Below are 25,636 nucleotides of genomic sequence, written 5' to 3'. Positions count from 1 at the left end.
TCATTCTTAGTTACCTCTTGCCGTCTTCATATCATGACACCTCTTGCATAATGATTGCCAGTTATCTCTATCCCAAAACAATTGCTTATTACCTCTATGTGGTTTGATATGGTCCACTACTGTTGCTGGTGTATATCTTCTTTCTTTCATACACTCTACACATAACGGATGCTTGATCAGATAACCTTTTCTTGCCTTATCCCACCTTGTATCATACCCACGTTCTCTTGCGCTCTTCCTATCTTTTTCCATGGTGTTCCATCTTTTCTTTTGTTGTTCCTCATATATGTATCTATGCTTATCACAGTACCCACTTTCATCTCTTGTTAGTTCTGGACATCCCATCTTCTTACATGGTCTTAAACTATGTTGTGCCATTAGATATCATCTCACTTTATAATGGTGGCTGTGCTACTTGGGTTCTTATTACTCCAATCCGAGTATTATTGTTCATTGATATAACTCACTAAATTCACATTGATTTTATTGCATTACTTACTATCTTATATACATCTCCTGTTAATATTCCATGTGTCTACTTTGAATATCGTTTAAAGAAAGCATCTTCTATTTTCTTTAATTCATCATTCTTTAATTCTTTATCTGTATTTATATACTCAATAGATTGTTTATATATTTCAGCTTCTATCTCTCCCATTGCTTTTATTAAGTCTTTATTATCTTCCTTGATTAATTGTTCCTTTAATTTTTGCCATGCTTCTTTATACTCATTAACATATATAGGTTGCACATCTGCTACCAATATTGACGTTGATTTTAATTTTGATAATTCTTTTCTTTTAAACATATTATTTTCCCTCCAATTTTTCTTTTATCTTTGCCTTTATTCCTTCTATACTTAGTTCTTGTTGTGTCCATATATCCATTTTAGATTCTATATCTTCATTAATCAGAAATAATACTGTATAACCTTTTAAAGTTCTTTCTTGATGCTTTTCATTGGCATAATAAACATCTTGTATATCCCAGTTGTATTTTATATCTGTTAATGTAATTTCCATTATCTCGCCTTCTCTCTTATTTTGGGCGTAAAAAAAGAACCCTATTAAGAGTTCTTTTTTACGTGTATATTTTAAATTATATATAATTAAAATTCTCTATTAAAAATGAAATTAATAAATTGTTCTCCAAATTTGCTTATTTTAATATTTTCAAATTTTATGGTTTCCTCACCTAGACCAGCTAAATAATCTAGCTCATGAGCTATATCTAATATATTAAGTTTTTCCAATTTATAATATATATAATTCACTGGTATTGAAATATTTTCTTTTACTTCTTCTGAAAATTTTATATCTACTTTTCCGGATTTATCAAGAGATTCTAATATCTTTATATCAAGAGCTCTCAGTTGATTTAATACGTCATAATATAATAATATAATATCCTTTTTATAAATTTTATTATTAACTGAATATAAGAATCCCTGCATTATATATTTGATTTTCTCCTTTTCATCTTCTTTTTTTACTTCATGAAATACTTTAGGAAGAATAAATTTATTGACAGTTTCCCATTCATTATCATCCAATTTTTTTAATTCTGATATCATCTTATCTTTATTGGTATTTAATATTTTTATTGTTTCTTCTATATTTTCACTTTCTTTTTTATTGTTATAATCATTTATAATATTATGTATTTCTACTCCCATAAATATAGCTTTAGTAATTGGCTCTGGATTTAATAAAAGAGCTATTAGTGTGGCACTATGTTTTGTAATCAATGCTTTATTTACATTTTTATCCATATTATCTACCGTCCTTCTATTATATACTTCTATATCTTAAAGGCGTTATCCTCCTTTCATTTATCCTTGACTAGAAGTTTTATCCATTATTCCAACTAAGTGATCTTCACAGATAACATCATCATTAAATCTATTCCAACCAAATGGTATCATTGGCATAGGTGGAAGAAAGTTCAAGAGTACTTGCGCCGGTACTTCAACCACTTTACCGCATTTGTTACAAGTGTATTTATAAATTACTTCAATCATTTATTATCACCTCTATACTTTTGGTCATAAAAAAAAACCGTTAAGAGTTCTTTTTATTTGCTAATATTTCATACTTGTGGACTATCTCTTCTCTATTAATAAAATCCCAAAATTCTTTATTGTTACGATTTTTTATAATTGTGAATACTCCAAATAAAAGCATTTTTTCTATTGGTTGATTATTTTCCTCTTTTATTATTTTATTCTTTATCTTTGACCATACAGAAACTTTTTTATTCTTTACCTCTTCAATTTTAACTAATATAATAAGTCCATTTTTTTCAAAGTGGTCTAACTGTTGAACAATATTTTCATTTGTTCGTGTATTGAATTTTTTTACCTTAGTTTTCTCGAAAAATTTTACTGCCTTAACTTTACATCTCCATAATGTTTTTTTTAACATATGTGAATATGTTTTACTATTAATAAAATTATTTTTTGTATTTAATTTAATTAATACTACAATAGAGGGATTTTGGGATATATTATGTGTAAATCTATTATATATAAATATATCATTTATCCTTTTAACTACTAATAATCTAACAAGTAATACAATAAATAAAATAAATATAAATATAAAAAATCCCCCAAGAACTAACTCTATTATCAATAATATTATTGCCCCTATAAAAATATGTATTTTTTTCATTATTGTGATATCATCTCCTTTTGCCTTATATTTCTACAAAAGAAGATAAAATCCTTTATCTTCTTTGTCTAATTGCTCCATTTATTTTCTTATAACTTCTTTCTTTCATACACTCTTTGACACTGTCTTCTACCTTATCAACTACTATTCTTTTGCTATTACAGTAAGGACAAGTTAAGTATCTATCCTTACTCATTAACTCAACATCTTCACTTAGCAATACAAACTCTTTACTGCATGTCTTACATTTATAACTCGTATAGATACTTAACACATTCCCACCTTCTTAATAGTTTTTTATAATAAGTTCTTTATACTTACCTCTAGCCTTCTGTTCTCTAGAAATAGAATAATTCACTTCAACTTCCTTGATATTAAAATCCTTATACCATTGCCTTACTTTTTCATGGTCATTTATTGTTAATATAAATTTACCTTTGATATTGCTCAACTTATCTCTAAGTAACAGATGTTCTTTCTCTCCAAATTTATTGCCATAACCTGCTGTTTCAAAATACGGCGGATCTGCAAAGAAACAAGTATATTCCCTGTCATACTTATCTATTACTTTTTCAAAGGTTAAATTTTCAACATAAGTATTACTCAGCCTCTCTTTCAAATCTTTTAGTGCTTCAATATAAAATATCTGCTGTCCAGGTTTTGTATTTGTCCCATAACCATAATTACCACCTTTACTTGCAAAACTTTGAGTTACTAAATATAAAAACCTTACAGATCTATTTATCTCTGTAAGGTTCCCTACGCACTCATTCTTGTATTCCTCAAATATATCCCTTCCTGAAAAATCATATTGAAGCATTCTTTCAACTTCTGGTGCATGATATTTTATCATTCTGAATAGATTTATTAACTCTTTATCTATATCATTTATAACTTCGACCTTTGCAGGCTCCTTACCAAAATACACCCATCCTGCTCCAAAGAATAATTCTACATAACAAACATGCTCAGGTAACATACTTATTATTGTCTTTCTTAACTTGCTTTTTCCTCCCATTCTACTAATAGGTGGTTTTAACATTTTTATCATTTGTGCATCTCCCCTTGTTTTGATATTAGGTTGTTTACACACCGCCCGTCATATCAAAGCAAGTAATACAATATATAGCATTACTTATATACACTATCCACAATATGTTGTGAATAACTATCTTAGACATGAAAAAAGGAACACTCATTTCTGAATGTTCCTCTCCTCTATTCACTTTTTGTAACTGTACACATTATACCTCTTGACATCCCCCTTGTACTATCAACTTTCAATTAAATTCTTAATCCCCTTTTTTCTGCAAATAATTCTCTTGCTTTACTTAGACACCTATATACTGTTGCCTCGCCCATTGGAATACTTAATACTGCTTCATGAACCCTATTACTAATATCCCCCTTTTGTAGTTCTTTATCTGCGTCCTTAAAATATACAATTTCTATAGCATGTACACTATATATTTTTGATGTTGCTCTTAGTTCTGCCATTGTCATTTCTACGGCTTCCATATCATTTATTTCTGCAAGTCTCTGGGTAACCTCATTTTCAGCGGCTATTATTGCTGTTTCTGTTGGAAAACTTATACCACATCCATTCATTTTTCTTTCATAGTTTTCCAGTGCTGCATCATAAATTATTTTTTTATATTCATCAGCCGATATTCCCCTTGAAGCATAGAATCTAAATGCTGCAATTGTATAGTCTCTTATGTGATCTTTCAATGCCTCTCCTCCTAAATTATATATTATTAATTGTTTCTAAATTTGCTTGAATTGCGGCATAAAAATACCGTATAACCCATTTCTGAATAATACGGTATTACTACGTTTATTAATTGTAATTTATTTACCAACAAAATTAGCCATTCCATTAGCTCCGCTGTAAGGAGGTGCTCCTTTAACTGTTACATAACAAATTATAAGCATATATTCTGCTCCGCTAGGAATAGTTCTATTGAAAGTTAAAATAAATGTTTTTGCTGAGCCATTTTTGGGATCTATTCTGACCATATTATCTGTAAGTGAATTTCCAGAATTCACATTATCATTTCTACCAAGAGTAGCTATACCCCTGGGGATAGCATTCATTATATCCTTGACCCAGTAATTAGTTGACTTCATTCCTAACATTACATCAACATCTCTATCATAGCTAATTTGAATTTGATTAGGCGAAATCTGTTCCAATTTTACTAACATTGGTATAGGAAATTGCATATCCATCATAGGGCTCATGTTCTGCATATCCATCATAGGATGCATACCGTGCATCATCATTGGATACATACCTTCCATCATCATTGGACACATACCTTCCATCATCATTGGATACATACCTTCCATCATCATTGGGCACATACCTTCCATTCCCATCATTGGATGTATACCTTGCGTTGGATTGCTCATATCAGTTTTCAATAATTACACCCCACAAATAATTTTACCTACATTTGTATTATATGAAGCGAAGTAATCCTTGTTACAAACTTTAAAGAATTTATTCATAGAAAAATTTTAATAGTATACAGATCCTTTTTCATATTTGATATAACTACCAAAATAATCCAATTATGTATTGATATGACACTATAATTTACTATTTGATACATCATTATACTTATAGTAGAAGGGAATGTTTTTTAGTTTAACACCGTATTATTCAGTTTTCAAAGAACATTATTCGTATTTCTTATTTATAAAAGTTGCTTCGCAATATAGTTGAATTGTGAACTAATCTAAGAAGCAACCACAACCACCAACATCTATTTGCTCATCCCAGCTTAATTGATCGCCTTTGTCCAATTCTTCCCTGAGAGACTTTAGTGTTAGATTAATCCTTTGTCCATTCCTGGTTCTTCTTAAGATAGTTACGTCTTTTCCTAAGTAATCTCGCATTTCTTGCTCTTTACCTTCATGCCATAAATACAACTTTCTGTTCTTCTTTAGTAAATTTTCAAAATGTCCAAGTCCGGCTCTGAAACAAAAACCGCCACAATTATTATGTGCAAATCCCAATCTATAAAGTGCTGGTCTTTTGATTCCATCTTCCTTTTCTAATATATCTAGCATCTGTGGTTTGGTAAGAAAAGGTCTATCACACATTGGAAATTTTACTTCATAGGGTAGATAATTTTTTTTAGGTGCTGCCCTTCTGTGATCTTCTGTCCAATCTATCCCAAGGTATAAAACACATTCTTCCGGTTTGAAATTATCTTTAATCCATTTATCAGACATTTTCTGTTTTAATAAATGACTACATTGTGCAATTCTGCTATTTGGTAGGAATTTTACATCCTTTGCTACTTCCCAAGGAGTCCTTCCGTCCGCCAACTTAATTAATTTGGCTCCCAGTTTCTTACTCGTTTCTTCCAAAAATCTATATAAGTCTTCATCTTCAATTTTTGTATCTGTGAAGAGAAGTATTACATTTTCCTTTCCTTCTTTTTCAACAACTCTTCTGGCTGTAAAGTAGCTTCCAATACCACCAGAGTAAAATATTATATGCTTTCTTTTTCCCACACTTTGACCTTCTAAATGTTTTTACACATCTAGTGAGGTCAGCTCTCAAAGCTTCCCATTCCAACTTATTAGCTATAAATTGAAGCAACTAATAGAGAACTTTATACTTTAACTAAACACTTTTACGGTTCATTCTAGGGTTGCTAACCTATTGCCCTGTGTAGGCTCAAACCTCGTAACCTGGCATACCAGGATTAAAGTATGGAAATTCTAATATATTTTTCACTTTTCACTCCTTCTTTCGTTGTTACGCATTGTTTTCAATTTATTTTCTTGGGCTTAGAATAGCATGCCCATTTTCATCTGCTTTTTCTAGTAACTTTTTACACCTTTTACATGTAACCTCAGACGAATTACCTTCCGCTACTTTATCTCTAATATCCCATGTGGTATTGCAACCACTTACCATACAACCGTTCATCGTAAAGCCTACATGAATTAATTTATTTCTTTTTACTAGATTCACTCTTCCAGTAAACATTTAACCACCTCACTTCCTTCGTAATATTTTCATAATGTGATGTATTGAATTTTATCTATGAGTAAAATAGTATTCAGACCACCAGTTGCAATATTTAAAGGCTATAGGTGCCACGTTTATATCTCCATATTCATCAATCAAGCCTTCATATTCTAGGTAGCTTCTATCAAAGCCAATTTTGTTAAGAATATCTCTATTGATCTTAGTGTCTTTTACTGTGACAGAAGTACAATTTTCTCCATCTGCATCATCTTCAATGAACTCCATGGCATTGATTAATTCCAATTTTTCTGAATCACTTAGCATATAATCCTCCTCCCATACATTTAATAACTATGTCTAGGCTTTTATATCCTTCTGAATACCACATTAAGGTTTTAGCAAACTGATCCACTTCTTTAGGTTTTATCTCAAGCAATTCTGCAATTTCTGTTTTATGGTAATAATTATTACTAAACATTTGGAATAACTTCTTTTGGAGTTCTAGTTTATACTTTATATCTACTTGCCTATTGTTATGTGGCGCTTCCTTGCCTGTTCTATGATGTTCACCGCATAAATACTTATAATTTATTTTTGCATTTATCATTGCAGCACATTTACCCCTAAAAACTATATGATGTTTTTCCCCTGGTTCTCCGCATATTTCACAATATTTATTTTCTTCCATTTTGCACCTCTCCAAATATATTTAATTGGGAACTTTCAATTTTGTTTATCCTCTCCTCTAATGATTTTTTATGTATTTCTGAAATACTATATTTGAACGAAAGTTTAAGTTTTTCAAGTTCTGTAAGTTCCTTTATTTGTATCATTCAATCATTCCTTAAATTTTTAATTTTCGCATTTTAATATATAAATAAGTACCTGCCGTGATTTCATTTACAAACACTTTGCATTCATTCAGAATATAACCAGGATAAAGTTTTTGAAAGACTGCTCTATCTCCTTGAGCCCTTGCCAATTCTTCTACTTTCTTTCTGCTGAATTTAAAATCATTAACTTTTATAATTGGTTGTTTTAGATTTTTGGATTGCACCCAGCGTTTATTTCCTTTTGGGTCTTTCGTAATATATCTAGCTAATCCTTCAAAGCCGGATTCATCCTCTTCTAATCTGTCTGCATTAGCTCGTCCTTTTCCCCATAGCTGTTCTACTACATCTCTATCCATGCCGCTAATTACGATATGATGATGTATTCTTTTCCTCTCCTTGCCATATTCAATTACTGCTACGTATTTTAACGGAGGCAGTCCTTGCTTTTTTCTATAGTGTTTTATTCTGCGGATATAATTTGTTATATCTCTTCTGGCTTCTTTTTCATCTATTGGCAACTCTTTATCTGTATACGTAAGATGTAATGCTAAATCATCATTGGTGAAATTTGTATTTAGTAATCTTATACAATGTTTCTTTGCATTCTTATCATTTAGGTTTTTTTGCTTGTTGAGAGATTCCTTTACCTTTTTCCCCCTTGGCTGTTTTCTCTCCTGAATAGAGATTGGATATATTTCTACCTCTTTTATTTTTCCACTGTATATTTTTTTCTCTCTGTATGGCATTTCTTATCCTCCAGTATTAAGTAAGTTTTATTTACAGAGAAATAAAGATATGTGTTTTTACCTTATGTTTAATTTGCTAGTGTAGTCGATAAGATAATACCCATTACAAGGGCTTTAAGTCTTTTAAAATAAAGAGTTCTTGACTATACAACATGATTAGGTTTAAAATAAATACATAAGGTTTTTTACACAATCTTTCATTAAAAACACATTGTCTGCTCTCTAAAAGTGATAATGTGTTTTTCTTTTTTCTGTAATGTTTATTTCTTCTATATCATTTACAAATATTACCATTGTTTAGTGTCCCATTTCCTTTATTCAATAATTGACCAGGGTACATCAAAAGTTACGACTCTTTTCATTAAGCAAAATGTTCTTAATGCTATAGTGAACATTTCTTCTATATTTGTTTTTTTATTGAACTTGATACGATTTTCTCTAATATCATCAGTTACTATTGTCATAATTTCTTTAAACTCTAAATCTGTTAAATTAACTCCTTGATTTTCTAAAAGGCTTCTTATCATTTATTTCACGCCTCCAAATCTTCAAAATTCCAACCATTCAGCCACATTAGGCATACTTTTAAATCTTTAAATTCCTCTGTCCATGCATTACATGACATGTTGTCTATTCCTACATAAGTACCTTTAGCATCTAAAATTATAAATAGTCCTTTTGGCTTGTACTCATTAATTATGCTTTTAGCCTCCTTAGAACCAATAATTTTAATCATCTGAATTCTCCTTAGTAGTATCAAACTTGATTAAGCCGTCCCCTTTGTCGTATCTGATTTGTGATATAACGAACTCTAAATTTTCAGCATCATGTATTAAATAACCATTCTCATTTAAAATTCTCATTTGACTATTAATTAGTTCAGTAATTGTTTCAAATACTTTACTAGGTATTTGGTCCATTTCTTGTTCTAAATCTTTGATCTTAGATTCGTATCTTTCTATTTGTCTTTTACAATCCATAGTTCCAGAATGTTCAACTCCATTACTAACCTTGTAAAGCTCTTTAAGTCTTAGTTTTTGTTTTTTTAATAATTCTTTGAAATAATATATTTCATCTTTTAATACTGACATCATTGCTAGCCTCCAAATCCAATATTATTTCCGACATACTATCAATTTGTACTTCAAGCTCATGATTCTTTTCATAAAGTTCATAGAGTTCCTTACTTGTTTTGGATTTTTCATTTAGTAGCTTTTTATTTTCAGCTACTTGTTCATCAATTTTATGTTTTAAAATTTTAACTATTTTATTATTAGATAGGTCAATGACCGAATCTGTGTTTTTATGGCTTGTCATTATAATCATTACTTTCACCTTCCTTTAAGATCTTATCCAGTACCTCTCCAAAAGTTATTTTCGCAACTGTTTTACCTTCCCTGGTGTTAAAAGTCTTCTTACCTATAAAGTCATGTTTAGATTTAGCCTGTCCAATGCGTTGTATTGATTTTATCTCCATCTTTTTCAACCCAAATTCTTATAAATCAGTAACGTATGAAAGTCTAAATCATTTGTCGTTCTTCTGATCATTCTTCTTGTTTTTCTAAATTCCAAGTCTAATATTTTTTTGTAAAACTCTATATTAGACTTGGTTATCTTATTAATAACTTTCTGACGATTATTCATGGTTAGTCCTCCTGATTTATATTTTGTATAACTTGTCCGATTATGGTAAAATATTGGGGAAAGGTGGTGAATTGTCGATGGTTTATATGATTACTTATGATTTAAATGATCCTGGCCAAAAATATGAAGATGTTATTAAAGCTATAAAAGATTCCTCTACTGGTGATTGGTGTTCTTATTGGAAATCTTCATATCTTATAAAATCGAATCTTACCGTTAACCAAGTTTCTGATAAAATCACTCAATATCTGGATAAAAATGATCGTTTAATAGCCATTGAAGTTAGCGATAATAAACAAGGTTGGCTAACTGAAAAGCAGTGGAAATACATCAATGACAATATTTTTAATTAGATGTACATTTTTCACTATCTTAATAATGTTTTCCATTACTATCTTCAGGTATAAATTTTCTTGGTTGTTCTTGAGTTTGTCCCTCAAGAGCAGCTTCTTCTATAAATCCCTTTAAATTATTTAAATCCTCTATAATTATTAATAAATTTCTTTTCTCGGATGATTTTCTTGCTCTTTCTTCCTTATTTACATAACCATCTATCAATGCTGATACATAACCCAATACTTTATCTCGGTTCATTTATATAGCCTCCTCATTAATCTTTATTTGATCTGATAATGCTTCCATTCTCAGCTTAACTTTTTTCTTGGATGCATTTAGTCCTTTGTATTTTTTTACTAACTGCAATTCAATTTTTTCAAGAGCCTTTAAATCTTTTGTAGTGTCTATATTTATATAAGTTGATTTTCCTTCTTTGTTTTTGCAGCTGAAACAAGTTCTAATGCCTTTATCATCTTTGTTATTCCTCATAAGACTATTAGCTGTTCTTCGTAAGGCTTGATTTCTAAGCTTACGTATATCAAACATATAGTATGGTCTTATAATCTCCATAAGTTCTTCTGTTGTAATCTCTCCAATGTCATCCATTTGCGTAATGATTGTTTCTCTTGCCTTTTTTTCAAGACCGCTATATCTGCTCATTTTTCTCCACCCCCTTAAAATAATTTTGTATTGCTATTAGATTTTGTATTGCAACTTGTATAGTGCTTAATTCAAGAGAAACTTCTGTTTGATTTTCCAAAACACAATTCCAAGCCATTAGCGATTCATTATCTATGTGTAATTCTGCTACTTTAGATATTGTGTTTTGATACTTCTTTGTGTGATCCAAGCAATCTTTAGATTGTTTCTCAGTTAAGTTATTAAAATCATCAATACCAAAAATATGAGTTTCTTTTGGCTTCCTGAATTTTTCAAGAACAACTGCGTTTCCAGGTAATGATTGTTGAAGCTCTTCTTGCTTTTGTTTTTCCTCTAATTCAATTTTTTCTCTTTCAGCCTCTTCCTGGTATTCATTTTCAAGTTCTTCATTTTTCTTCTTAGCTTCTGTTGCTGATCTAGTTAATACATAAGCATTATTAATTGTTAATTCTCCCGCTGCAGCTTGTTTCTTTATTTCCTCCGTTCCCTGCTCTTTTATAACTTCTACTTTATAAATAGTATCTTCTGATACCCCTGATATCTGAGATAATTCTTTTCTTGTATTTATTGGCTTTTCTATCACCTTTGGTGGATTCATCAAAGGTGATTTTGCATTTTCACTCTTTTTATCTCCACCTACTAGTGATAAATTTTCTTTTGCTTTAGCTTCTATTACTGGTTTAAATTTCAAAGCTATTTCAGCCAATTCATACTTATTTAAATTCCTTCTATTCTTCTGATTACTCCAAGCCCACTCCATAGCTTCTAGCTTGTCCTTAAACTCCATTTCTGTAAGGTCGAATGGTATATTATTTCTAGTACAAATTTCATATCTGTGATGCCCATCTATTAATATGTTTTGCCAAACCATCAATGGATTTAAGCAGCCATTTTTTATAATGTCTTTTTCTAGTTCTACTTTCTGTTCCTCTCCAAGTGGTGGCAACAAATGCTTAAATTCAGAATTAACTTTTATATCATTAAATTTTATTTTCATCACTTCCTTATTGCCTATAATAACCTCGTAACTATTAAGACGCTTTCTCCTCTTGCTTATTTTCTTGAAGTGTTTTGATCTTACCCTCCAAACACATTCGATACACAAAATTAGCTAAAAACTTCATGGCATCTTGGCTTGGCTGTTTTGTTACCACAAACGTTAGTTCTTTCTTACTGTTTACCATTATTTTTCTCTCCTTAGTCTTTTTTATTTCTTCAAGTGCTTGTCCTACGTTAGATACGATATTTGTTAGAAGTGATTATTGTTACTCATTTTCTAATCCGATTTCTGATTAATTTATTGGTTTTATTCTTCCGTCCCTAATAGCTTTCATATACAATTCAACCGCTATTTCAGTTGCCTTCTTTCTAGCTCCTTCAATTGCTTCGGGATTGATAATCACCACTTTCAATTCTCTTGTCTTCTTTTTTCCCATAAATAACTCCCCACGTTATGAATTTTTATTTATAATATGCTTCTGAACGGTAATACGTTCCTTTATTTCTTGTTTAGATTTTTCAATAATAGCTTGTACATCTTCTATAGAAAACTTTTTTAAATTTTCATATAAATTATTTTCAAGGGTTTGTTTTTCCATATCTCTTTATTTGCACCTCCTTGTGACAATTAAATGCATCTAATAATTCATCTCCTGTACACTTGAAAACTTCTTTCATTTGTAATAGTATTAATTTACCTGGCAACCTCATAGAATATTCATATTTACGATAAGTTGCTTCTTTTATACCAAGTTTTTTAGCTGCTGTATTTTCTGTTAGTCCTGACTTAATTCTTAAATCTTTAAAAGTCATTTTCCACCTCGCTTCCATATACAAATTACAGCACGAACCGTGCTATACTTAAACTCTTATATTGCCCAATATTATGTCAAATTTAATCACATTTCGTGATGTGATGAAACCGTTGTTATGTAGCTTAGTGTAGAACAAATTTTCTACACTAAGCACATACGTTCGCTTGATTTACGCACGAACTGTGCTATTATTATAATAATAGTAAATAACATTTGGAGGAATTAAAATGAATGGTAATATTTTAAAATCTTTAAGACTACAATCAAATTTAACTCAAGAAGGATTGGCGAAAAAAATCGGAGTTTCTGCATCCACAATAAGAATGATTGAAATAGGGAAAAGAGGTGGCTCATCTGATGTTGTAAATAAGATTGCCAACTTTTTTAATGTTTCATTGGATTTTTTAAATGGAAGAAGCGAAGAAAAAAATTTAAATGGGAAAATTAAAGCTAATCTAATTGATGATTTTATTACTTCTTTAATTGATGAAAAAATCATTACTGATAATAATATAGATAAAGAAACATACGATATGATTTTTGACGCCGTAAACGCCCAGATTGCTTTTAAATTAAAAAAAAATAAAAAAGGTGATAAATAATGCAGGTTGCTATTTATTCAAGGAAATCAATTGAAACTGATAAAGGTGAAAGTATAAAAAATCAAATCACATTATGTAAAGAATATTTTAATAGACAAAATAAAAATTGTAAATTTGAAATATTTGAAGATGAGGGCTTTTCAGGTGGAAATATAAATCGTCCTTCATTCAAAAGAATGATGGAACTTGTTAAGATAAAGCAGTTTGATGCTGTTGTAGTTTATAAGATAGATAGAATTGCTAGAAATATTGTTGATTTTGTTAATACATATGATAAATTAGAAAAAATGGATGTAAAACTTGTGTCTATTACCGAAGGGTTCGACCCAAGTACACCAATAGGAAAAATGATGATGATGTTATTAGCCTCCTTTGCTGAGATGGAAAGAATGAATATCGCTCAAAGGGTTAAGGATAATATGAAGGAATTAGCGAAATTTGGAAGGTGGTCTGGTGGGACTCCTCCGACAGGATATACTACTGAAAAAGTTTTGGATAATGGTAAACAAATCACATATCTAAAAATAAGAGATGATTGTGTAAATGTTAAAGAAATGTTTGAAAAATATGCTGATGGGTATTCATTATATAAAATAACTAAATATTTTAAGCAAAAAGGCTTCAATTACCCAATTACAACTATCCAAAATATATTAAATAATCCTACCTATTTACTGTCCTCAAAAGAATCTGTTGCTTATTTAAAAAACCAAGGATATGAGGTTTTTGGTGAACCCAATAGTCATGGTTTTTTACCATACAATCGTAGACCGTTAAAAAATGGTATGAAGTTATGGAATGGCGAAAATAAATTAGTTGGTGTTTCTAAACATAAAGCATTGATAAATTTAGATTTATGGCTTAGGGTTCAAGAAAAATTTAAAGAGAAAGAAATGGAGCCTCACCCACGTGTAAGTCAATTTACTTGGCTTTCAACGCTTGTTAAATGCAAATGTGGAAATACAATGAGTGTTTCTGCCGGACGTCCTAATAAAGATAATATAAGAGTATATTATTTTAGATGTCAAGGCAAAGAAGGAAGAAAAAGTTGTTCATATAGTAAATTTTTAAGAGTTGATATCGCTGAAAAAGCAATATTTGATTATCTTGAAAAATTTACTGATGAAAAATATTTTAATGAATTTATGAAAAAAACCAAAAATGTTAGATCAGTGAATTCAGAGTTTAAAAATATAAATAAAAAAATAGAAACTAACAATAAATCTATAAATAATCTAATCGATAAACTAATGGTATTATCCAATGATTCGTCAATTCTAGTTACAAAAAAGATAGATGATTTAACTCAAATGAATAATCTCTTGAAGGAGGAATTATTATATTTAGAAAGAGAGCGTTTATTTGAAAAACAAGATGAAAACAATCAAAATTTACTTAAACAACAAATTGATAGATTCCTAGATGCTAATACTACTATTGAAGAAAGAAGACATTATATAAAAAATATAATAAAAGAAGCGGTATGGGATTCGGAAAATGGCTTGGTCAACATTGAATTAGCCATGCATTAAATTACAGCTATTTAAATTGGCTAGGTTGTGCTGCTAGTATTGCTGCCCATAATGCTGGAGCAGATGTGGAACTTTTTGAAAAGACTGACATGCTTCTGGGACTTGGAAATGTTGGTGGTATAATGAGAAATAACGGTAGATTTACTGCAACAGAAGAAATTTCTGCATTAGGTGCAGGTGAACTTATAAAAATTATTGATAAAAATTCAAGACATAAAAATGTTGATTTTCCTGGTCATAAACATGCCTCACTGTACGATGTTAATAAAATCGAACCCGATATTCATAATTATATTAAAAGCTTAGGCATATCCATTAATTTAATTAAAAGAGTTATTGATATAAAAAAGCACGAAAATATAATAGATGGAATATACCTTTCAGATGGTACTTATGTCAGTGGCGATGTCTTTATTGAGACTACAGGCTCCACTGGACCAATGGGCAATTGTTTGCGTTATGGGAATGGTTGTTCAATGTGTATATTACGCTGTCCATCCTTTGGACCAAGAGTTAGCATTAGCAGTCGGGCTGGGGTAGATGATCTGCAAGGAGAAAGAGATGATGGCGAGCTTGGTGCTTTTAGTGGTTCATGCAAACTTTCCAAGGATACTTTAAGTGATGATATAGTACAGGAATTAGATGAAAAAGGTGTGGTGATTCTTAAAATACCCGAGGAAGACATAAATATGGATAAACTTAAATTAAAGGTTTGCCAGCAATATGCCTTAAAGGAATTTGCTGAAAACGTCGTCCTCCTTGATACCGGACATGCAAAACTCATGACCACATTTTATCCACTACAAAAACTCAGGAAGATTCCAGGACTTGAAAAAGCTAAATTTATTGATCCTTATGCTGGAGGAAAAGGGAATTCTATAAGATACCTATCTGTTGCACCAAGAGCTGATGATATGAAAGTACAAGGCATTGATAACCTGTTTTGTGCTGGTGAAAAAGGTGGCCTTTTTGTAGGTCATACAGAAGCTTGAACCACCAAAGTGCAACAATTACACAAAAATTATCATTTAATTTTTTTAAAGAATCGTATAAAAATTTAAGTGAAGCCACAATTGGAAATAGAATAGAAAAAGCAAGGTTATCAAAAGGATATACTCAAAAGGATTTAGCTACATCATTAAATATATCGTATTCCACAGTTGAGGACTATGAATCAAATAAATGTTATCCCTCTCCTGATATATTAATTTGCGTATCTCAAACATTAGAAAAGCCTCTAGAATACTTTTGTGATGATTATTATAAATTTATATTTAACAATTTTACTGAAAAGATTAAAAATTGGAGATTAAATAATAACTTAACATTTTGGCAAGCTGGAAAAGTTACTGGAATCAATTATAGATCTATTCGAAACTGGGAAAATGGATCTATAATTGATAGAAATCACTTTGATATATTTAAAAAATTTTTATAGTTAATGTGTTAATAATCCATATACATATTAAGCCGAGTTCTGTATTTGAAATAAGTTGTATAATTGTATAAAATAATTTAAAAATAAATATACTTAAAGTATTGATATTACAAGGCTCACAGTATTTTAATGTACCTATCAATAAAAGTATGTAAAAACAGAAATTTTATTGATGCGGTGGCAAAATGGTGGCAATTTTACTTTTCCCACCATTTCTTTAAATGAATATTTTTATTACATAAGCTAATAATCTAAAAAGACAAATTTTACAATGCCCATCCAGAAGTACGTGCCCAAGATACGTTATTTGTTATGTAAAAAAATAGAACCAACCAGTATTTTCATTCCTGCTGACATTTATTTTAATAACTGTTTGATGTTTTTAGAGTATATTTTTTAACAAGAAACCACTCGCTCAGCGCAGAACACTAATTATGTAGTGAGCTCTTATTTTTAAGGTTGTTATTTCTAAAGATTATTGATACCTTTAATATTTAAAGTTTTTCTGCAAGTGCCTTTACATTGCCCAAAAAGTTCCACCATTTATATGGGCTTCCCATTTCTTTAATGTATATATCTCCCAACCATCTTACGTCACATCTAATTATAATATTTTTCTTTATTTCTTCTAATTTTTCTTTACTACCATTTACCTCTTGGAGTTGTTTTGATAAACTTTCTAATTCATTACCTTCTAAAGTTTTATCATTATTGCTTAAATATTTTGAAGCTTCACTTAATTTATTAATTAACTCTACTGTTACCATCTTTTATTTTCCTCAGCTTTTGCATAATAAATATCTTTATCAAACTCCCATAAACATCCACATTGTAGACATTTATACCACTTTGTAGCATACCATTTTTTTTTCTTCTCCATCGCCTTTCCAAATATAAAATGTCTCCGTAACCTCTTCATCTTTAAATATTCCTCTCTCAACTTGTGTGTCAAAAAATTCTTTTAATTCTCCAAACAATTTTATAGATTCAATTTTTATTCCAACTCGTTCATTACAATCACATTCTATTTTCCAAACCATTTTGGATTCAACTCCTACCATGAACAATGTACTTGATTTCCTCCAGCAATTAGTACATATTTCAACCACGCTTTCCTTTAATAATCCTGATTTTACTGGTGAATATTATATCTATGTAAAAATATATAATATTCTAATTTACATTTTAAGTCCATTATTCTTGAATGAAATTCCTAACGAAAGCTAACAAAGTAATACACATCCAATGTTAGTCTGCGTTTTTTTATATTATTATTTATTTCCAACTATATTTAATACTACATTATCATTTTTTAATAATGTTTCAATTGATATCTTATTAAAAACACTATTTTCTATTATAGCATTTGCATATACAGTTACTTTCCCTTGTGCTTGTTCTGCAAATCTCTGTTCTAAAGTACACCATAGTTCATGTACTTGTTCTTTTTGTACTTTTTTATCTGGATCAAACAAATAAAGACTTCCAAATTCCTTAGCTGCTTCTGTTGATTCCATCGTGCCTTCTTCAATCTCATCATTATCAATTGGCATACATTTTAAAGCTATATCACATTCATTTAATACTATGTCTCGATTCCAATCTATAGTGTTTATATCTCTTAAAATTTCTTTTTTACTTTCCCTTGCCCAATTTATTTGGCTTTCACTCCATATTTCATCATTTGGAATATATATAATATCTGCTTCTCCAACCATAGGTTCAATGTTAAAAACTATTTTTTCATCACCTTGAATATAGCTTAAATGTTTCCAGCCCATTTTGATGCTAATCTTTTTATTATTTTTATCATTTATTATTACCATCTTAATCCCCTATCCTTCTATAGATAATATACTTTTAGAATAATCTATATTATCTATATCTTCCTCTATAAATTTAAATTCATCTGTATATATTCCATCATGTCCTTCTATTCTGATGACAGCTGATACACGCTTATATACCTGTAGTCTTTGTTTTTCTGTTAGTTTAACAATATTACTACCATTTTTGCTTATTACCTTACCAATTGATATCCATATAGAAATATCTCTCACATCAGCAGCAGGTAAATCTATTCTACAGCTTAAATCTTCATATATTAATTTATCCATTCCATCCGTTCCTACAGTAAATTTATCTTTATATTCATTTCCCATAAAATCACCTACCTTATATTAATATGTGTAATATTTAAATTACTTCTAAGCTGTGGTAACTCAGTGCTCCAAAATATAGTTTTAGGTTTCCATAAATCTGGTACATTTTTAGCAAATGCTGTTATCGCTCCGCTTGTACCATTAGCATATCTACTAGAAAGTGTTCGCCAAATTTTATCTGTTTGTTGGCGTGTTAATCCTAACTCCTCATACTTTGGAACTCCATCTGCAGTTTGATTATATAATTTAAAATTATCCATCCACTTACCCCCTGTAGTTCTTTCTAGTGTAAGTTTAACAATTCCTTTTTCATTACATAGCTTATCCGCGTAGCTTTCAGCCATTTCTCTTGCCGTTACTATACCACTTTTGGATTCAATCCTTCCAGCATAAAAAATAGCTCCATTTTTTTCTGTTGAAACATCCATTGTTTTTGCTTTATCTAATAAATATTCATACCTTGCTTGAGTATCTGTTATTTTATTAAGTTCAGCATATAAATCAGTACTACTTACTACCCCATCAGCAGCTTTAAACGCGCCGCCAAGATCCAGTCCTCCAACATCTTTCACCTCTGAAACAAATGCATCCTGCCTGTCAATATCGGTTTTAACTTGATTATCTAAATCTTTTCCTCGTAGCAACGTACTTCCATTATTAGCTATTCCATATATAAAGTCATTTGCCATTAATAATCCTGGTCCTAATATCGCTCCTTTTTCCAATACACCTTTTACCTTATTCTCACCATTTACTATGCCTGTATGCTCTGCTTCCTTTATTTTTGCATTTGGATTATTTGGTAATGGTGCCTTTGGACCAAACATATTACTTCCATCTGGTGATATATTTACATTTACGCCCTGATAATCAGCATCATAAAACTTTTGCACTACTCTCTTTAAATCCATTTCTAATTCTTTCAATTTTTCTGGTGTATTTCCACCCTTATGTAATAATGAATCTATATTTTCTTCTAATTTATTTATCTCTGGATGTTCTAATCTATCTAATCCATCAAATTGCCACTGATATCCTAGCTTTCTTATCTGTGCGATAACATTTCCTATTATATCATTTAAACTATTTATATTGTCTCCGATATCCTCTAATACTTTATATTTCACTAAAATTTTATCGCTCAATAAATTTTCTCCTCTTAATCTATTTTCTTACTTAACTGTCTTTTCTATACTTGAAGCTACTTCTATTACGTTTTTTGATAGCTCGTCTATTAAGAGAATTATTGCATTTACTTCGCTCTTTAGTTCCACATATTTTGCTTTAAACGCTTCCTTTGACTCACCTTTCCAATTAATATCTATACTATTCATTTTATTGTCAATTATATTATATTCTCTGTATATATAATCCCTATAGTTTACTAATAATTGTGATGAACTTTTTAAACTTCCCGCCATTTCTGGATGCAAACTTAGCATATTAACCCTCACTTATCGTTAAGATTTTCTTTTTAATAAACTGTCATTTATTATTTTATCTTTTCACATTACCATGTTACCATAACTTGTACTTATTCTCAATTAATAGCATATGTTCTATAATTGCTGTTATGGAGTCATAGGAGGGAATATACGTTTTTTACTCAGAAAAAATAAAGAGTGGCACAAGCCACTCTTTAAAATAAGGTTTATCAATTTTGTTTTATTCTAGCAAGTATATTCAAATTCCCTGTTTCATTTTGGATATTTCACTCAGATTTGAACTGGTGATAAAAGTTTTGCAGGTCTTTACGTTGTTGTTAATGTCATTAAAAATGTACCTGTATTACAAATCAGATCAGATCAAATCAAACTAAACGTCTGTAAATTGCCTTCATCATGAGCCTTTTGGATAATTATGTTGTGTAGATCTGCATATTGCTTTGGTGTTATAATTCCTACATCTTCCTCATCAATGTTGTTCTCTTTGAAAAAAAGTTTCGTGCTCATATAATTTGCAAGTAATGCGTGTAGGAGTATTAACTGTTGTTCTTCATTCAATTCTATGATGATTTTTTGGATACTTGTCTTGGTGCTCCCGAAGTGATTTGAACACTCCACCTACTGATTGCGAATGTGTATCTTTGCTTATTTTAAGTTATAGTGTCTTGTCTTAACCCCTTATAAATAGCCATTCTTACAATTTCATTTAAGCATTAGTCCTATACCTTTAAAACTCATTTAAAGGCTCGTATGCTTATTTTAATTTCAGTAGTGCAATTCTTCATTAATAACTTTTAAACTCGTCTGTAATTTAAATTATGAGCACGTAATTAATAATTCTAATACCACCGAAATAAAAAGCACCTGCTATTTTCAGCGAGTGTTTTGTTTATTTCCCTATAAATTATATCTGTCTAAAACCTAAATTTGACGCAATTGATGAATATATCAATTTCTACAATACTAAGCGATTACAAAAAAGATTAAAAGGCATTACCCCACGGATTTTATGGCTTTAGCCGCTTAACTCAATTTTATTATTTCAACTGTCTACTTGACAGGTGGGAGTTTATATTATCCATGATATGGCTCATTTTTGCACGTATGTCGGCTGTACCAGCTTTTCATGTTTTACATGAAAAATCTTTGGTAAATAAGAAAAGGGAATGTTAAGCAATCAAGTTGAGTAACATTCACAATACCTAAAAATCGTTGTATTAACCTACTTTGCCCCTGGGTGAAAGGCTATTTCCACTCCAATTAAATCATCAAAAGTGATTACCAAGTGCTAGCCATGTATTTGGACCACAAATTCCATCTTGAGTTAAACCATAACCCGCTCTTCCTTGGAAATTTATTAATGCATTTCGTGTATTTGTACCAAACAGTGAATCAACAACCAAATTATAGCCATAATGATTCAATGCTAATTGTAATGCTTCTACATTATATGCTCGATTGACACAACCATTACCAACGTTGTCATCAGAAATATAGATTTGAAGACCATAAAAAAATCCATTAGATCCTTGAATTTCACAAACAGTATCGTTAAACCGTATTGTTATTGCTGTGGCATATGGGTTTGATGCTGTTTTAACAGTTCCAGGTATAGCAGGTGTTGTAGTAATAACACTAGCTGTTGAACTGCTTGTACTAGCATTAGTTGCAGCAAAAGCAGGTGTTGAGGAAATTACTACAGTAGCTAAAATCCCTAAAGTTAATGCTTTAATCTTTAAATTTTTCATTATTAAATCCCCCTTAAAAATTTATTCAAATGTATTATACATCAAATTTTATAAAAATATTGTCGAATTGTATTTATTTTTAAAAATATATTATATTATTGTAGCTTATGATATATTTACCAATACATGAGGAGGAGATTTTATAAAAAAATCAAAAGTTTCATTTTTATGTTATTGCTTCTTGCAATAACATCTCTAAATAGTAATGTTTATGCACAAAGTACTACATCTTCTAATATCAACTTAATTATTACATACAAAAATAATAGCATTGATAGTAATGTAGAGAAATTTGTAACTAATTCAGGAGGACAAGTTCTTTTAGAAATGTCCGAACTGCGAGGAGCTACAGAAGTAAAATGTATTCCTAGTTTAATACCTACAATTCGGGGTAATGGTAGCATCCCTGTAACCAGGGGCAAGGTAATTTATTGTGGAACAAAATTTAAAAATGTCTGATAATGAATGATCTCATACAGAAATGTATTATAAGACTTTTTTAGGGAACTGTTAATATCAAAGGTAATTTAAATCCATTAATGCTAACAACCTATCTTCTAGCAACTGTATTGTCGTCGATTTTAGCAATTTGTTCAGTTCCATATTGGTCAGAGTATATTGAAGCTACATACAAAGATGTTAATGCGGGTGCAGGTCCACCTAATGCATACAATTCTACATTATTTTTTTGTCGATTTTCTTTTACATAATTTAAGACTTGCAACTTAAGTTCGTTATAATCTTTATTAGGTAATTTTTGTATAATTAGATTGGTAGTGTTATTTGATGTTGGAGAACCTTTTACATTATTAATACATCGCCTATTAGTTATTTATAGGAATTATCGTCTATTATGTAATAAACTTTACTTAATGTTACATATTGTATTATTCATTTAAAAAATTTAATTGAATAATACAAAAGAATTATTTTGACCAATTATGTAAAATACCGTCACTGATTTTAGGCTATATTTGACCTTGTCAGGTGATTGCTTGTTTTTTTAACCAGGATAATTTGCTTCATAATTAAGAAAATCAAACTTGCAATTACTTTAGATTACTTTAGTTTCCTATGCAATACCATTAATTGGGTTGAAGTGGTTTTGACGGAACTGTCGGCAGTAAAATTTTATATAAAAAAAACAATTTGGTTTAAAAAATCTCCAAATTGCTTTTTTTATTTTACTTTTATTTATTTAGTTTGTTTATTAATTGCTGATGAATTGTTCTTAGTTACCTTACCCAATAATCTAAATCTTAGAGTGTTTTTCCGTTACAAGATGCCTATTACATTAAGTTGGGCAATTGTTATTCATAATGTTTGTCAATAATAAGCTATAAACCTTTTTTTATTCCCATGGTTATACATTTATGTTACACTTTACTTCAGAATCGTAAAATAAGGCGACTTAACTGTAATAAGGTATTAGAATTTGGAACGCCGAACCATATTATAAATGACATATACTTTTTTGAAGTGATTGAAAGTTTAATTATATATTATAGTAATGCCCCCCATCCTTTCACTGGAATAGGTGATGGGTCTTCTTTAACTACTAAATATTATTGCCAATTTTTTCTGCACGAACAAGATAATCAGTAGATAATATATCTCCTTTGTTGAGCACGCCTGGAACAACTAAATGTCCCCTATCTGTCCATTTTTGATAAGAAAGAATCAGTTTGTATGTACTAACAATCCCATCAAAAGCAGATTCCTTATTATCTTCTCCGCAAACAAGAAGCATGCTTTCCTTTATATTTAGTTCCTTTTCTCCGATTAGAAATGAATAAGTTTTATCAATGACTGCCTTAAGCTCAGATGGAAACGTAAACCAATATAGTGGTGTTGCGAAAACAATCATATCTGCTTTTTCTATATGTGGAGCAATATTATTAAAGTCATCATCGAAAGAGCACGGTGTTCCTTTACTGTAACAAGTATTGCAAGCTATGCACCCTTTAATATTTTTTTTACCAACTTCACATTTAAACACTTCATGTCCTGCTTTGATGGCTCCTCTTATAAACGCATCAGCCAATAAATCACTATTTCCTCCAACTCTTGGGCTACCGGTTAATACTAAAATTTTTTTTTTCATAGTTTATTCATCCTTTCTTAAATATTATTGTTGACAACAATTTAAGCATAAGCTATAATATCTTTTTAGTAAAGTACGCACATTGAGGTTATATACTAACCAGAAGGGAAGTGTAAAATGTCCATCGAGAACTGCAGTCAAACTGGTGTAAATTTAAATGATACTGATTTTGGATATACATTATCACTTATAAACGGTAAATATAAAATGATTATCATGTATTGGCTTGCTGGATGTAAGTCAGTTATGAGATTTAATGAACTACAACGTTCTATTGGCACAATATCATTTAAAACTTTAAGTAAAACGCTTAAAGAAATGGCAAATGACCAATTAATAATAAGAAAAGAATATCCTCAAATTCCACCAAAAGTTGAATATGGTTTGTCAGAGCGTGGGAAATCACTCATACCTATTTTAGATATGATGTGTACTTGGGGTGGGGAAAATCGTTTATAGCTTATTGGAATATGTTATAAACGTTCTATGCTCTGTAGCGATTTTTTTGAAATAACCATATAGATACGACGTATTATTCATAAAAAGAGACTTATCAATAAGTCTCTTTTTTTACCATTTATTGCGTCAAATTTTTATTTCCCGTAATAAGCGCACATTTTATGCACTAAAGATACGATTTTCGCACTATTATATGAATAATAATACAAATTTCAAGTATATTCTTAATATTTATTCATGATATTTTATACAAATATGCATTTTATACCTCACTCTTTCGCTTTATAACTACTTCTATTGGTTTATTACTCTCGGGCGATTTCACTTTTTCTATATCAAGCTTTAACTTCTCAATCCTTAGTTTTTGCTCTTCGGTAGCAAGCTCCCATTTAGCATGAAGTGTTTCATCATACTGCTTAATAAGATTTCTTAATTCTGACATTGCTCTACTCTGTGCCTGTAAAAATGTTGCTTGCTTATCCCAAGCAAATTGTAGTTCATATTCTTTCTCCCAGCTGTCAGATGCATCACCACTTGATTCTTTTTCCCTTTTAAGTTCCTTAGTTAAATCATCTTGATTTTTAACATTCATAATTCTTTGTGATCTTGCTATGGCTGTATATTGGATTATAATATTTTCCCAAAGCATATCCAAGGAATCTTTAATCATAATATCCTCAACTATATCTATTGTTTCGGGTGGAAAAATCTTAGAAAAAAAGCCATGAGTTTCAGCGTTTTTATTACCTCTTGGCACGCTAACCTCATGACCTTTTGAATTTTTATTTTTGGGTTGACCACCTTTTTTACGTTTAGAGTACTCCGTATTATTTGAATTTTCCTTTTGGAGTACTCCATTCAATTTATCTTGCCATTTATCCTTGCATTTCCATCCTCCCACTGTTTTCTCTGGGATATCTAAAATCTTTGCAATTTCCCTATTATTAATATTTCCATTATGTTCCTTATAAATTTGAAATGCCTTATCTCTATTTGGACTCCTTTGTCTTGGCACATCACCTCACCTGCCCTAGTTGGTTATTCGTTTTGTTTTGTTACATAAAAAAAGAACCCTATTAAGTTAATAGAGAGCTCTCTTATTTTTCAATTACTATTCCCAATTATGTAATTTTACCATTTCGTAGTATTCATTTAATGCTTCATTATTATTTGTTTCTAATATTACTGGTTCTAAGAGTACATGTACATTATTTTCTTCGTAATTTATAACAATTTCCCTTACTCTATATTCATAAGAATCTTGCCATACTGAATCTGTTACAAAATCGCCTTCATGTGGCATTATATTTGAATCAAATGTCTTCCTTATCTCCTTGTACCCATTTTTCAAATTTTTTAATTGAACTTCTTGTACTAAAGTAATCTTCATAAAAAGCAACCACCCTTCTTCAGCATATTTCTACACCCAATCCTAAATTCCTTCTTTTAC

46 protein-coding genes and 1 pseudogene are annotated in these 25,636 nt (G+C 30.2%); 8 read left to right on the top strand and 39 right to left on the bottom strand.

Translation table 11 applies throughout. The features are described from left to right. Positions 1–6: 6 nt before the first annotated feature. The 21 genes from BR66_RS0102040 to BR66_RS25520 form a co-directional block, all read right to left on the bottom strand. On the bottom strand, positions 7–378 hold the full coding sequence (locus BR66_RS0102040; protein ID WP_026881412.1) for an HNH endonuclease signature motif containing protein: 372 nt from the start codon (positions 376–378) through the stop codon (positions 7–9). Positions 379–535: 157 nt separating this feature from the next. Then, positions 536–808 (bottom strand): hypothetical protein, encoded by a 273-nt coding sequence (locus BR66_RS0102035; protein WP_026881411.1) that lies wholly within the window; start codon positions 806–808, stop codon positions 536–538. A 1-nt stretch (position 809) separates the two neighbouring features. Continuing rightward, positions 810–1,022, bottom strand: a complete 213-nt coding sequence (locus BR66_RS0102030; RefSeq protein ID WP_026881410.1) for a hypothetical protein — start codon at positions 1,020–1,022, stop codon at positions 810–812. Positions 1,023–1,108: 86 nt separating this feature from the next. Next, the gene (locus BR66_RS0102025; RefSeq protein WP_026881409.1) at positions 1,109–1,771 is read right to left on the bottom strand and encodes a hypothetical protein; all 663 of its coding nucleotides are present in this window, start codon (positions 1,769–1,771) and stop codon (positions 1,109–1,111) included. 60 nt (positions 1,772–1,831) lie between these two features. Beyond that, on the bottom strand, positions 1,832–2,020 hold the full coding sequence (locus BR66_RS0102020) for a hypothetical protein (RefSeq protein WP_026881408.1): 189 nt from the start codon (positions 2,018–2,020) through the stop codon (positions 1,832–1,834). Between the two features lie 40 nt (positions 2,021–2,060). Beyond that, positions 2,061–2,672: a hypothetical protein gene (locus tag BR66_RS0102015; RefSeq protein WP_026881407.1), complete on the bottom strand. Its 612-nt coding sequence runs from the start codon at positions 2,670–2,672 to the stop codon at positions 2,061–2,063. A 55-nt stretch (positions 2,673–2,727) separates the two neighbouring features. Beyond that, positions 2,728–2,946 carry a hypothetical protein gene (locus tag BR66_RS0102010; protein ID WP_026881406.1) on the bottom strand — a complete coding sequence of 73 codons (219 nt, stop codon included), beginning with the start codon at positions 2,944–2,946 and terminating at the stop codon, positions 2,728–2,730. A gap of 12 nt (positions 2,947–2,958) precedes the next feature. Continuing rightward, on the bottom strand, positions 2,959–3,714 hold the full coding sequence (locus BR66_RS0102005; protein WP_026881405.1) for a DNA adenine methylase: 756 nt from the start codon (positions 3,712–3,714) through the stop codon (positions 2,959–2,961). A gap of 242 nt (positions 3,715–3,956) precedes the next feature. Then, positions 3,957–4,403, bottom strand: coding sequence for a hypothetical protein (locus tag BR66_RS0102000; protein WP_026881404.1), 447 nt, complete (start codon positions 4,401–4,403; stop codon positions 3,957–3,959). 120 nt (positions 4,404–4,523) lie between these two features. Further along, positions 4,524–5,099, bottom strand: a complete 576-nt coding sequence (locus tag BR66_RS26335) for a hypothetical protein (RefSeq protein ID WP_242841089.1) — start codon at positions 5,097–5,099, stop codon at positions 4,524–4,526. 312 nt (positions 5,100–5,411) lie between these two features. Next, complete coding sequence (locus BR66_RS22885) at positions 5,412–6,200, bottom strand: hypothetical protein (RefSeq protein ID WP_035795172.1); 789 nt, start codon at positions 6,198–6,200, stop codon at positions 5,412–5,414. A gap of 265 nt (positions 6,201–6,465) precedes the next feature. Then, a complete protein-coding gene (locus BR66_RS0101985) occupies positions 6,466–6,681 on the bottom strand; it encodes a hypothetical protein (RefSeq protein WP_026881403.1) in 216 nt (71 codons plus the stop codon). A 51-nt stretch (positions 6,682–6,732) separates the two neighbouring features. Continuing rightward, positions 6,733–6,987: a hypothetical protein gene (locus BR66_RS0101980; RefSeq protein ID WP_026881402.1), complete on the bottom strand. Its 255-nt coding sequence runs from the start codon at positions 6,985–6,987 to the stop codon at positions 6,733–6,735. Further along, positions 6,977–7,351 carry a hypothetical protein gene (locus BR66_RS22880; RefSeq protein WP_035795169.1) on the bottom strand — a complete coding sequence of 125 codons (375 nt, stop codon included), beginning with the start codon at positions 7,349–7,351 and terminating at the stop codon, positions 6,977–6,979. The genes BR66_RS0101980 and BR66_RS22880 overlap by 11 nt, the downstream gene beginning before the upstream one ends. After that, positions 7,338–7,496, bottom strand: coding sequence for a hypothetical protein (locus tag BR66_RS25530; RefSeq protein WP_156946212.1), 159 nt, complete (start codon positions 7,494–7,496; stop codon positions 7,338–7,340). Before BR66_RS25530 ends, BR66_RS22880 begins: the two co-directional genes overlap by 14 nt. A gap of 11 nt (positions 7,497–7,507) precedes the next feature. Further along, positions 7,508–8,242 carry a rolling circle replication-associated protein gene (locus BR66_RS0101965; RefSeq protein WP_026881401.1) on the bottom strand — a complete coding sequence of 245 codons (735 nt, stop codon included), beginning with the start codon at positions 8,240–8,242 and terminating at the stop codon, positions 7,508–7,510. A 314-nt stretch (positions 8,243–8,556) separates the two neighbouring features. Then, complete coding sequence (locus BR66_RS0101960; RefSeq protein ID WP_026881400.1) at positions 8,557–8,769, bottom strand: hypothetical protein; 213 nt, start codon at positions 8,767–8,769, stop codon at positions 8,557–8,559. 5 nt (positions 8,770–8,774) lie between these two features. Continuing rightward, the gene (locus tag BR66_RS0101955; protein ID WP_026881399.1) at positions 8,775–8,978 is read right to left on the bottom strand and encodes a hypothetical protein; all 204 of its coding nucleotides are present in this window, start codon (positions 8,976–8,978) and stop codon (positions 8,775–8,777) included. After that, a complete protein-coding gene (locus BR66_RS26330; RefSeq protein ID WP_242841088.1) occupies positions 8,971–9,336 on the bottom strand; it encodes a hypothetical protein in 366 nt (121 codons plus the stop codon). Before BR66_RS26330 ends, BR66_RS0101955 begins: the two co-directional genes overlap by 8 nt. Then, entirely contained in the window at positions 9,314–9,568 is a 255-nt protein-coding gene (locus tag BR66_RS0101945; RefSeq protein ID WP_026881398.1) for a hypothetical protein, read from the bottom strand. Before BR66_RS0101945 ends, BR66_RS26330 begins: the two co-directional genes overlap by 23 nt. Beyond that, positions 9,546–9,719 (bottom strand): hypothetical protein, encoded by a 174-nt coding sequence (locus BR66_RS25520; RefSeq protein WP_156946211.1) that lies wholly within the window; start codon positions 9,717–9,719, stop codon positions 9,546–9,548. Before BR66_RS25520 ends, BR66_RS0101945 begins: the two co-directional genes overlap by 23 nt. 244 nt (positions 9,720–9,963) lie before the next feature. On the opposite strand from BR66_RS25520, the gene BR66_RS0101930 reads away from it, so the two are divergent. Beyond that, the gene (locus BR66_RS0101930) at positions 9,964–10,239 is read left to right on the top strand and encodes a hypothetical protein (protein WP_035795166.1); all 276 of its coding nucleotides are present in this window, start codon (positions 9,964–9,966) and stop codon (positions 10,237–10,239) included. A 19-nt stretch (positions 10,240–10,258) separates the two neighbouring features. On the opposite strand, the gene BR66_RS0101925 is transcribed toward BR66_RS0101930, so the two are convergent. The 7 genes from BR66_RS0101925 to BR66_RS0101895 all read right to left on the bottom strand — a co-directional run bounded on the left by BR66_RS0101925 (position 10,259) and on the right by BR66_RS0101895 (position 12,694). Then, on the bottom strand, positions 10,259–10,480 hold the full coding sequence (locus BR66_RS0101925) for a hypothetical protein (RefSeq protein ID WP_026881396.1): 222 nt from the start codon (positions 10,478–10,480) through the stop codon (positions 10,259–10,261). Next, positions 10,481–10,882 carry a hypothetical protein gene (locus BR66_RS0101920; protein WP_026881395.1) on the bottom strand — a complete coding sequence of 134 codons (402 nt, stop codon included), beginning with the start codon at positions 10,880–10,882 and terminating at the stop codon, positions 10,481–10,483. It abuts the gene before it with no gap. Next, on the bottom strand, positions 10,869–11,879 hold the full coding sequence (locus BR66_RS24660) for a ParB N-terminal domain-containing protein (RefSeq protein WP_051624051.1): 1,011 nt from the start codon (positions 11,877–11,879) through the stop codon (positions 10,869–10,871). The genes BR66_RS0101920 and BR66_RS24660 overlap by 14 nt, the downstream gene beginning before the upstream one ends. A gap of 34 nt (positions 11,880–11,913) precedes the next feature. Further along, positions 11,914–12,066: a hypothetical protein gene (locus BR66_RS0101910; RefSeq protein ID WP_242841087.1), complete on the bottom strand. Its 153-nt coding sequence runs from the start codon at positions 12,064–12,066 to the stop codon at positions 11,914–11,916. A gap of 108 nt (positions 12,067–12,174) precedes the next feature. Further along, complete coding sequence (locus BR66_RS25515) at positions 12,175–12,318, bottom strand: hypothetical protein (protein WP_156946210.1); 144 nt, start codon at positions 12,316–12,318, stop codon at positions 12,175–12,177. A gap of 15 nt (positions 12,319–12,333) precedes the next feature. Beyond that, the gene (locus tag BR66_RS25510; protein WP_156946209.1) at positions 12,334–12,480 is read right to left on the bottom strand and encodes a hypothetical protein; all 147 of its coding nucleotides are present in this window, start codon (positions 12,478–12,480) and stop codon (positions 12,334–12,336) included. Continuing rightward, a complete protein-coding gene (locus BR66_RS0101895; RefSeq protein WP_051624050.1) occupies positions 12,461–12,694 on the bottom strand; it encodes a helix-turn-helix domain-containing protein in 234 nt (77 codons plus the stop codon). The genes BR66_RS25510 and BR66_RS0101895 overlap by 20 nt, the downstream gene beginning before the upstream one ends. A gap of 229 nt (positions 12,695–12,923) precedes the next feature. Here BR66_RS0101895 and BR66_RS0101890 point away from each other — a divergent pair, with 229 nt between their 5' ends. The 4 genes and pseudogenes from BR66_RS0101890 (at position 12,924) to BR66_RS22860 (ending at position 16,268) form a co-directional block, all read left to right on the top strand. After that, positions 12,924–13,298 carry a helix-turn-helix domain-containing protein gene (locus tag BR66_RS0101890; protein WP_026881392.1) on the top strand — a complete coding sequence of 125 codons (375 nt, stop codon included), beginning with the start codon at positions 12,924–12,926 and terminating at the stop codon, positions 13,296–13,298. Beyond that, a complete protein-coding gene (locus BR66_RS0101885; RefSeq protein ID WP_242841086.1) occupies positions 13,298–14,830 on the top strand; it encodes a recombinase family protein in 1,533 nt (510 codons plus the stop codon). Before BR66_RS0101890 ends, BR66_RS0101885 begins: the two co-directional genes overlap by 1 nt. Continuing rightward, positions 14,815–15,819, top strand: a pseudogene (locus BR66_RS22865) (FAD-dependent oxidoreductase); the annotation flags it as partial. The gene BR66_RS0101885 and the pseudogene BR66_RS22865, both read left to right, overlap by 16 nt. Further along, a complete protein-coding gene (locus BR66_RS22860; RefSeq protein ID WP_035795163.1) occupies positions 15,819–16,268 on the top strand; it encodes a helix-turn-helix transcriptional regulator in 450 nt (149 codons plus the stop codon). The pseudogene BR66_RS22865 and the gene BR66_RS22860, both read left to right, overlap by 1 nt. A gap of 494 nt (positions 16,269–16,762) precedes the next feature. Here BR66_RS22860 and BR66_RS0101870 read toward each other — a convergent pair whose 3' ends face one another. From BR66_RS0101870 to BR66_RS0101845, 6 genes are all read right to left on the bottom strand, one after another. After that, entirely contained in the window at positions 16,763–17,035 is a 273-nt protein-coding gene (locus BR66_RS0101870; RefSeq protein ID WP_026881390.1) for a hypothetical protein, read from the bottom strand. Between the two features lie 72 nt (positions 17,036–17,107). Further along, entirely contained in the window at positions 17,108–17,308 is a 201-nt protein-coding gene (locus tag BR66_RS0101865; RefSeq protein WP_207641213.1) for a hypothetical protein, read from the bottom strand. A 231-nt stretch (positions 17,309–17,539) separates the two neighbouring features. Continuing rightward, positions 17,540–18,094 (bottom strand): hypothetical protein, encoded by a 555-nt coding sequence (locus tag BR66_RS0101860; RefSeq protein ID WP_026881388.1) that lies wholly within the window; start codon positions 18,092–18,094, stop codon positions 17,540–17,542. Between the two features lie 9 nt (positions 18,095–18,103). Then, positions 18,104–18,430 carry a hypothetical protein gene (locus tag BR66_RS0101855; protein WP_026881387.1) on the bottom strand — a complete coding sequence of 109 codons (327 nt, stop codon included), beginning with the start codon at positions 18,428–18,430 and terminating at the stop codon, positions 18,104–18,106. Between the two features lie 8 nt (positions 18,431–18,438). After that, the gene (locus tag BR66_RS0101850; protein ID WP_026881386.1) at positions 18,439–19,575 is read right to left on the bottom strand and encodes a hypothetical protein; all 1,137 of its coding nucleotides are present in this window, start codon (positions 19,573–19,575) and stop codon (positions 18,439–18,441) included. 27 nt (positions 19,576–19,602) lie between these two features. After that, positions 19,603–19,872, bottom strand: a complete 270-nt coding sequence (locus BR66_RS0101845; RefSeq protein WP_026881385.1) for a WXG100 family type VII secretion target — start codon at positions 19,870–19,872, stop codon at positions 19,603–19,605. 872 nt (positions 19,873–20,744) lie between these two features. Between BR66_RS0101845 and BR66_RS26750 the strand changes: the two genes are divergently transcribed. Continuing rightward, positions 20,745–20,894, top strand: a complete 150-nt coding sequence (locus tag BR66_RS26750; RefSeq protein WP_084156262.1) for an IS3 family transposase — start codon at positions 20,745–20,747, stop codon at positions 20,892–20,894. A gap of 249 nt (positions 20,895–21,143) precedes the next feature. On the opposite strand, the gene BR66_RS26205 is transcribed toward BR66_RS26750, so the two are convergent. Then, positions 21,144–21,623: a peptidoglycan-binding domain-containing protein gene (locus BR66_RS26205; RefSeq protein WP_035795159.1), complete on the bottom strand. Its 480-nt coding sequence runs from the start codon at positions 21,621–21,623 to the stop codon at positions 21,144–21,146. A 168-nt stretch (positions 21,624–21,791) separates the two neighbouring features. Between BR66_RS26205 and BR66_RS0101830 the strand changes: the two genes are divergently transcribed. Continuing rightward, positions 21,792–22,082, top strand: coding sequence for a hypothetical protein (locus BR66_RS0101830; RefSeq protein ID WP_026881383.1), 291 nt, complete (start codon positions 21,792–21,794; stop codon positions 22,080–22,082). A gap of 91 nt (positions 22,083–22,173) precedes the next feature. Here BR66_RS0101830 and BR66_RS25505 read toward each other — a convergent pair whose 3' ends face one another. Both BR66_RS25505 and BR66_RS0101825 read right to left on the bottom strand, forming a co-directional pair. Then, positions 22,174–22,347 carry a hypothetical protein gene (locus BR66_RS25505; protein WP_156946208.1) on the bottom strand — a complete coding sequence of 58 codons (174 nt, stop codon included), beginning with the start codon at positions 22,345–22,347 and terminating at the stop codon, positions 22,174–22,176. Positions 22,348–23,181: 834 nt separating this feature from the next. Beyond that, complete coding sequence (locus BR66_RS0101825) at positions 23,182–23,727, bottom strand: flavodoxin family protein (RefSeq protein ID WP_026881382.1); 546 nt, start codon at positions 23,725–23,727, stop codon at positions 23,182–23,184. Between the two features lie 117 nt (positions 23,728–23,844). Between BR66_RS0101825 and BR66_RS0101820 the strand changes: the two genes are divergently transcribed. Next, positions 23,845–24,186 (top strand): winged helix-turn-helix transcriptional regulator, encoded by a 342-nt coding sequence (locus BR66_RS0101820; RefSeq protein WP_207641212.1) that lies wholly within the window; start codon positions 23,845–23,847, stop codon positions 24,184–24,186. Positions 24,187–24,448: 262 nt separating this feature from the next. Here BR66_RS0101820 and terS read toward each other — a convergent pair whose 3' ends face one another. Next, positions 24,449–25,201: a phage terminase small subunit gene (gene terS, locus BR66_RS0101815; RefSeq protein ID WP_026881380.1), complete on the bottom strand. Its 753-nt coding sequence runs from the start codon at positions 25,199–25,201 to the stop codon at positions 24,449–24,451. A 96-nt stretch (positions 25,202–25,297) separates the two neighbouring features. Further along, entirely contained in the window at positions 25,298–25,576 is a 279-nt protein-coding gene (locus tag BR66_RS0101810; protein WP_026881379.1) for a hypothetical protein, read from the bottom strand. Positions 25,577–25,636: the final 60 nt, after the last annotated feature.

Origin of the sequence: Clostridium akagii DSM 12554, from assembly GCF_000686725.1 — a bacterium.
Classification (GTDB): domain Bacteria; phylum Bacillota; class Clostridia; order Clostridiales; family Clostridiaceae; genus Clostridium_I; species Clostridium_I akagii.
This window is presented reverse-complemented; position numbering and strand designations above follow the sequence as displayed.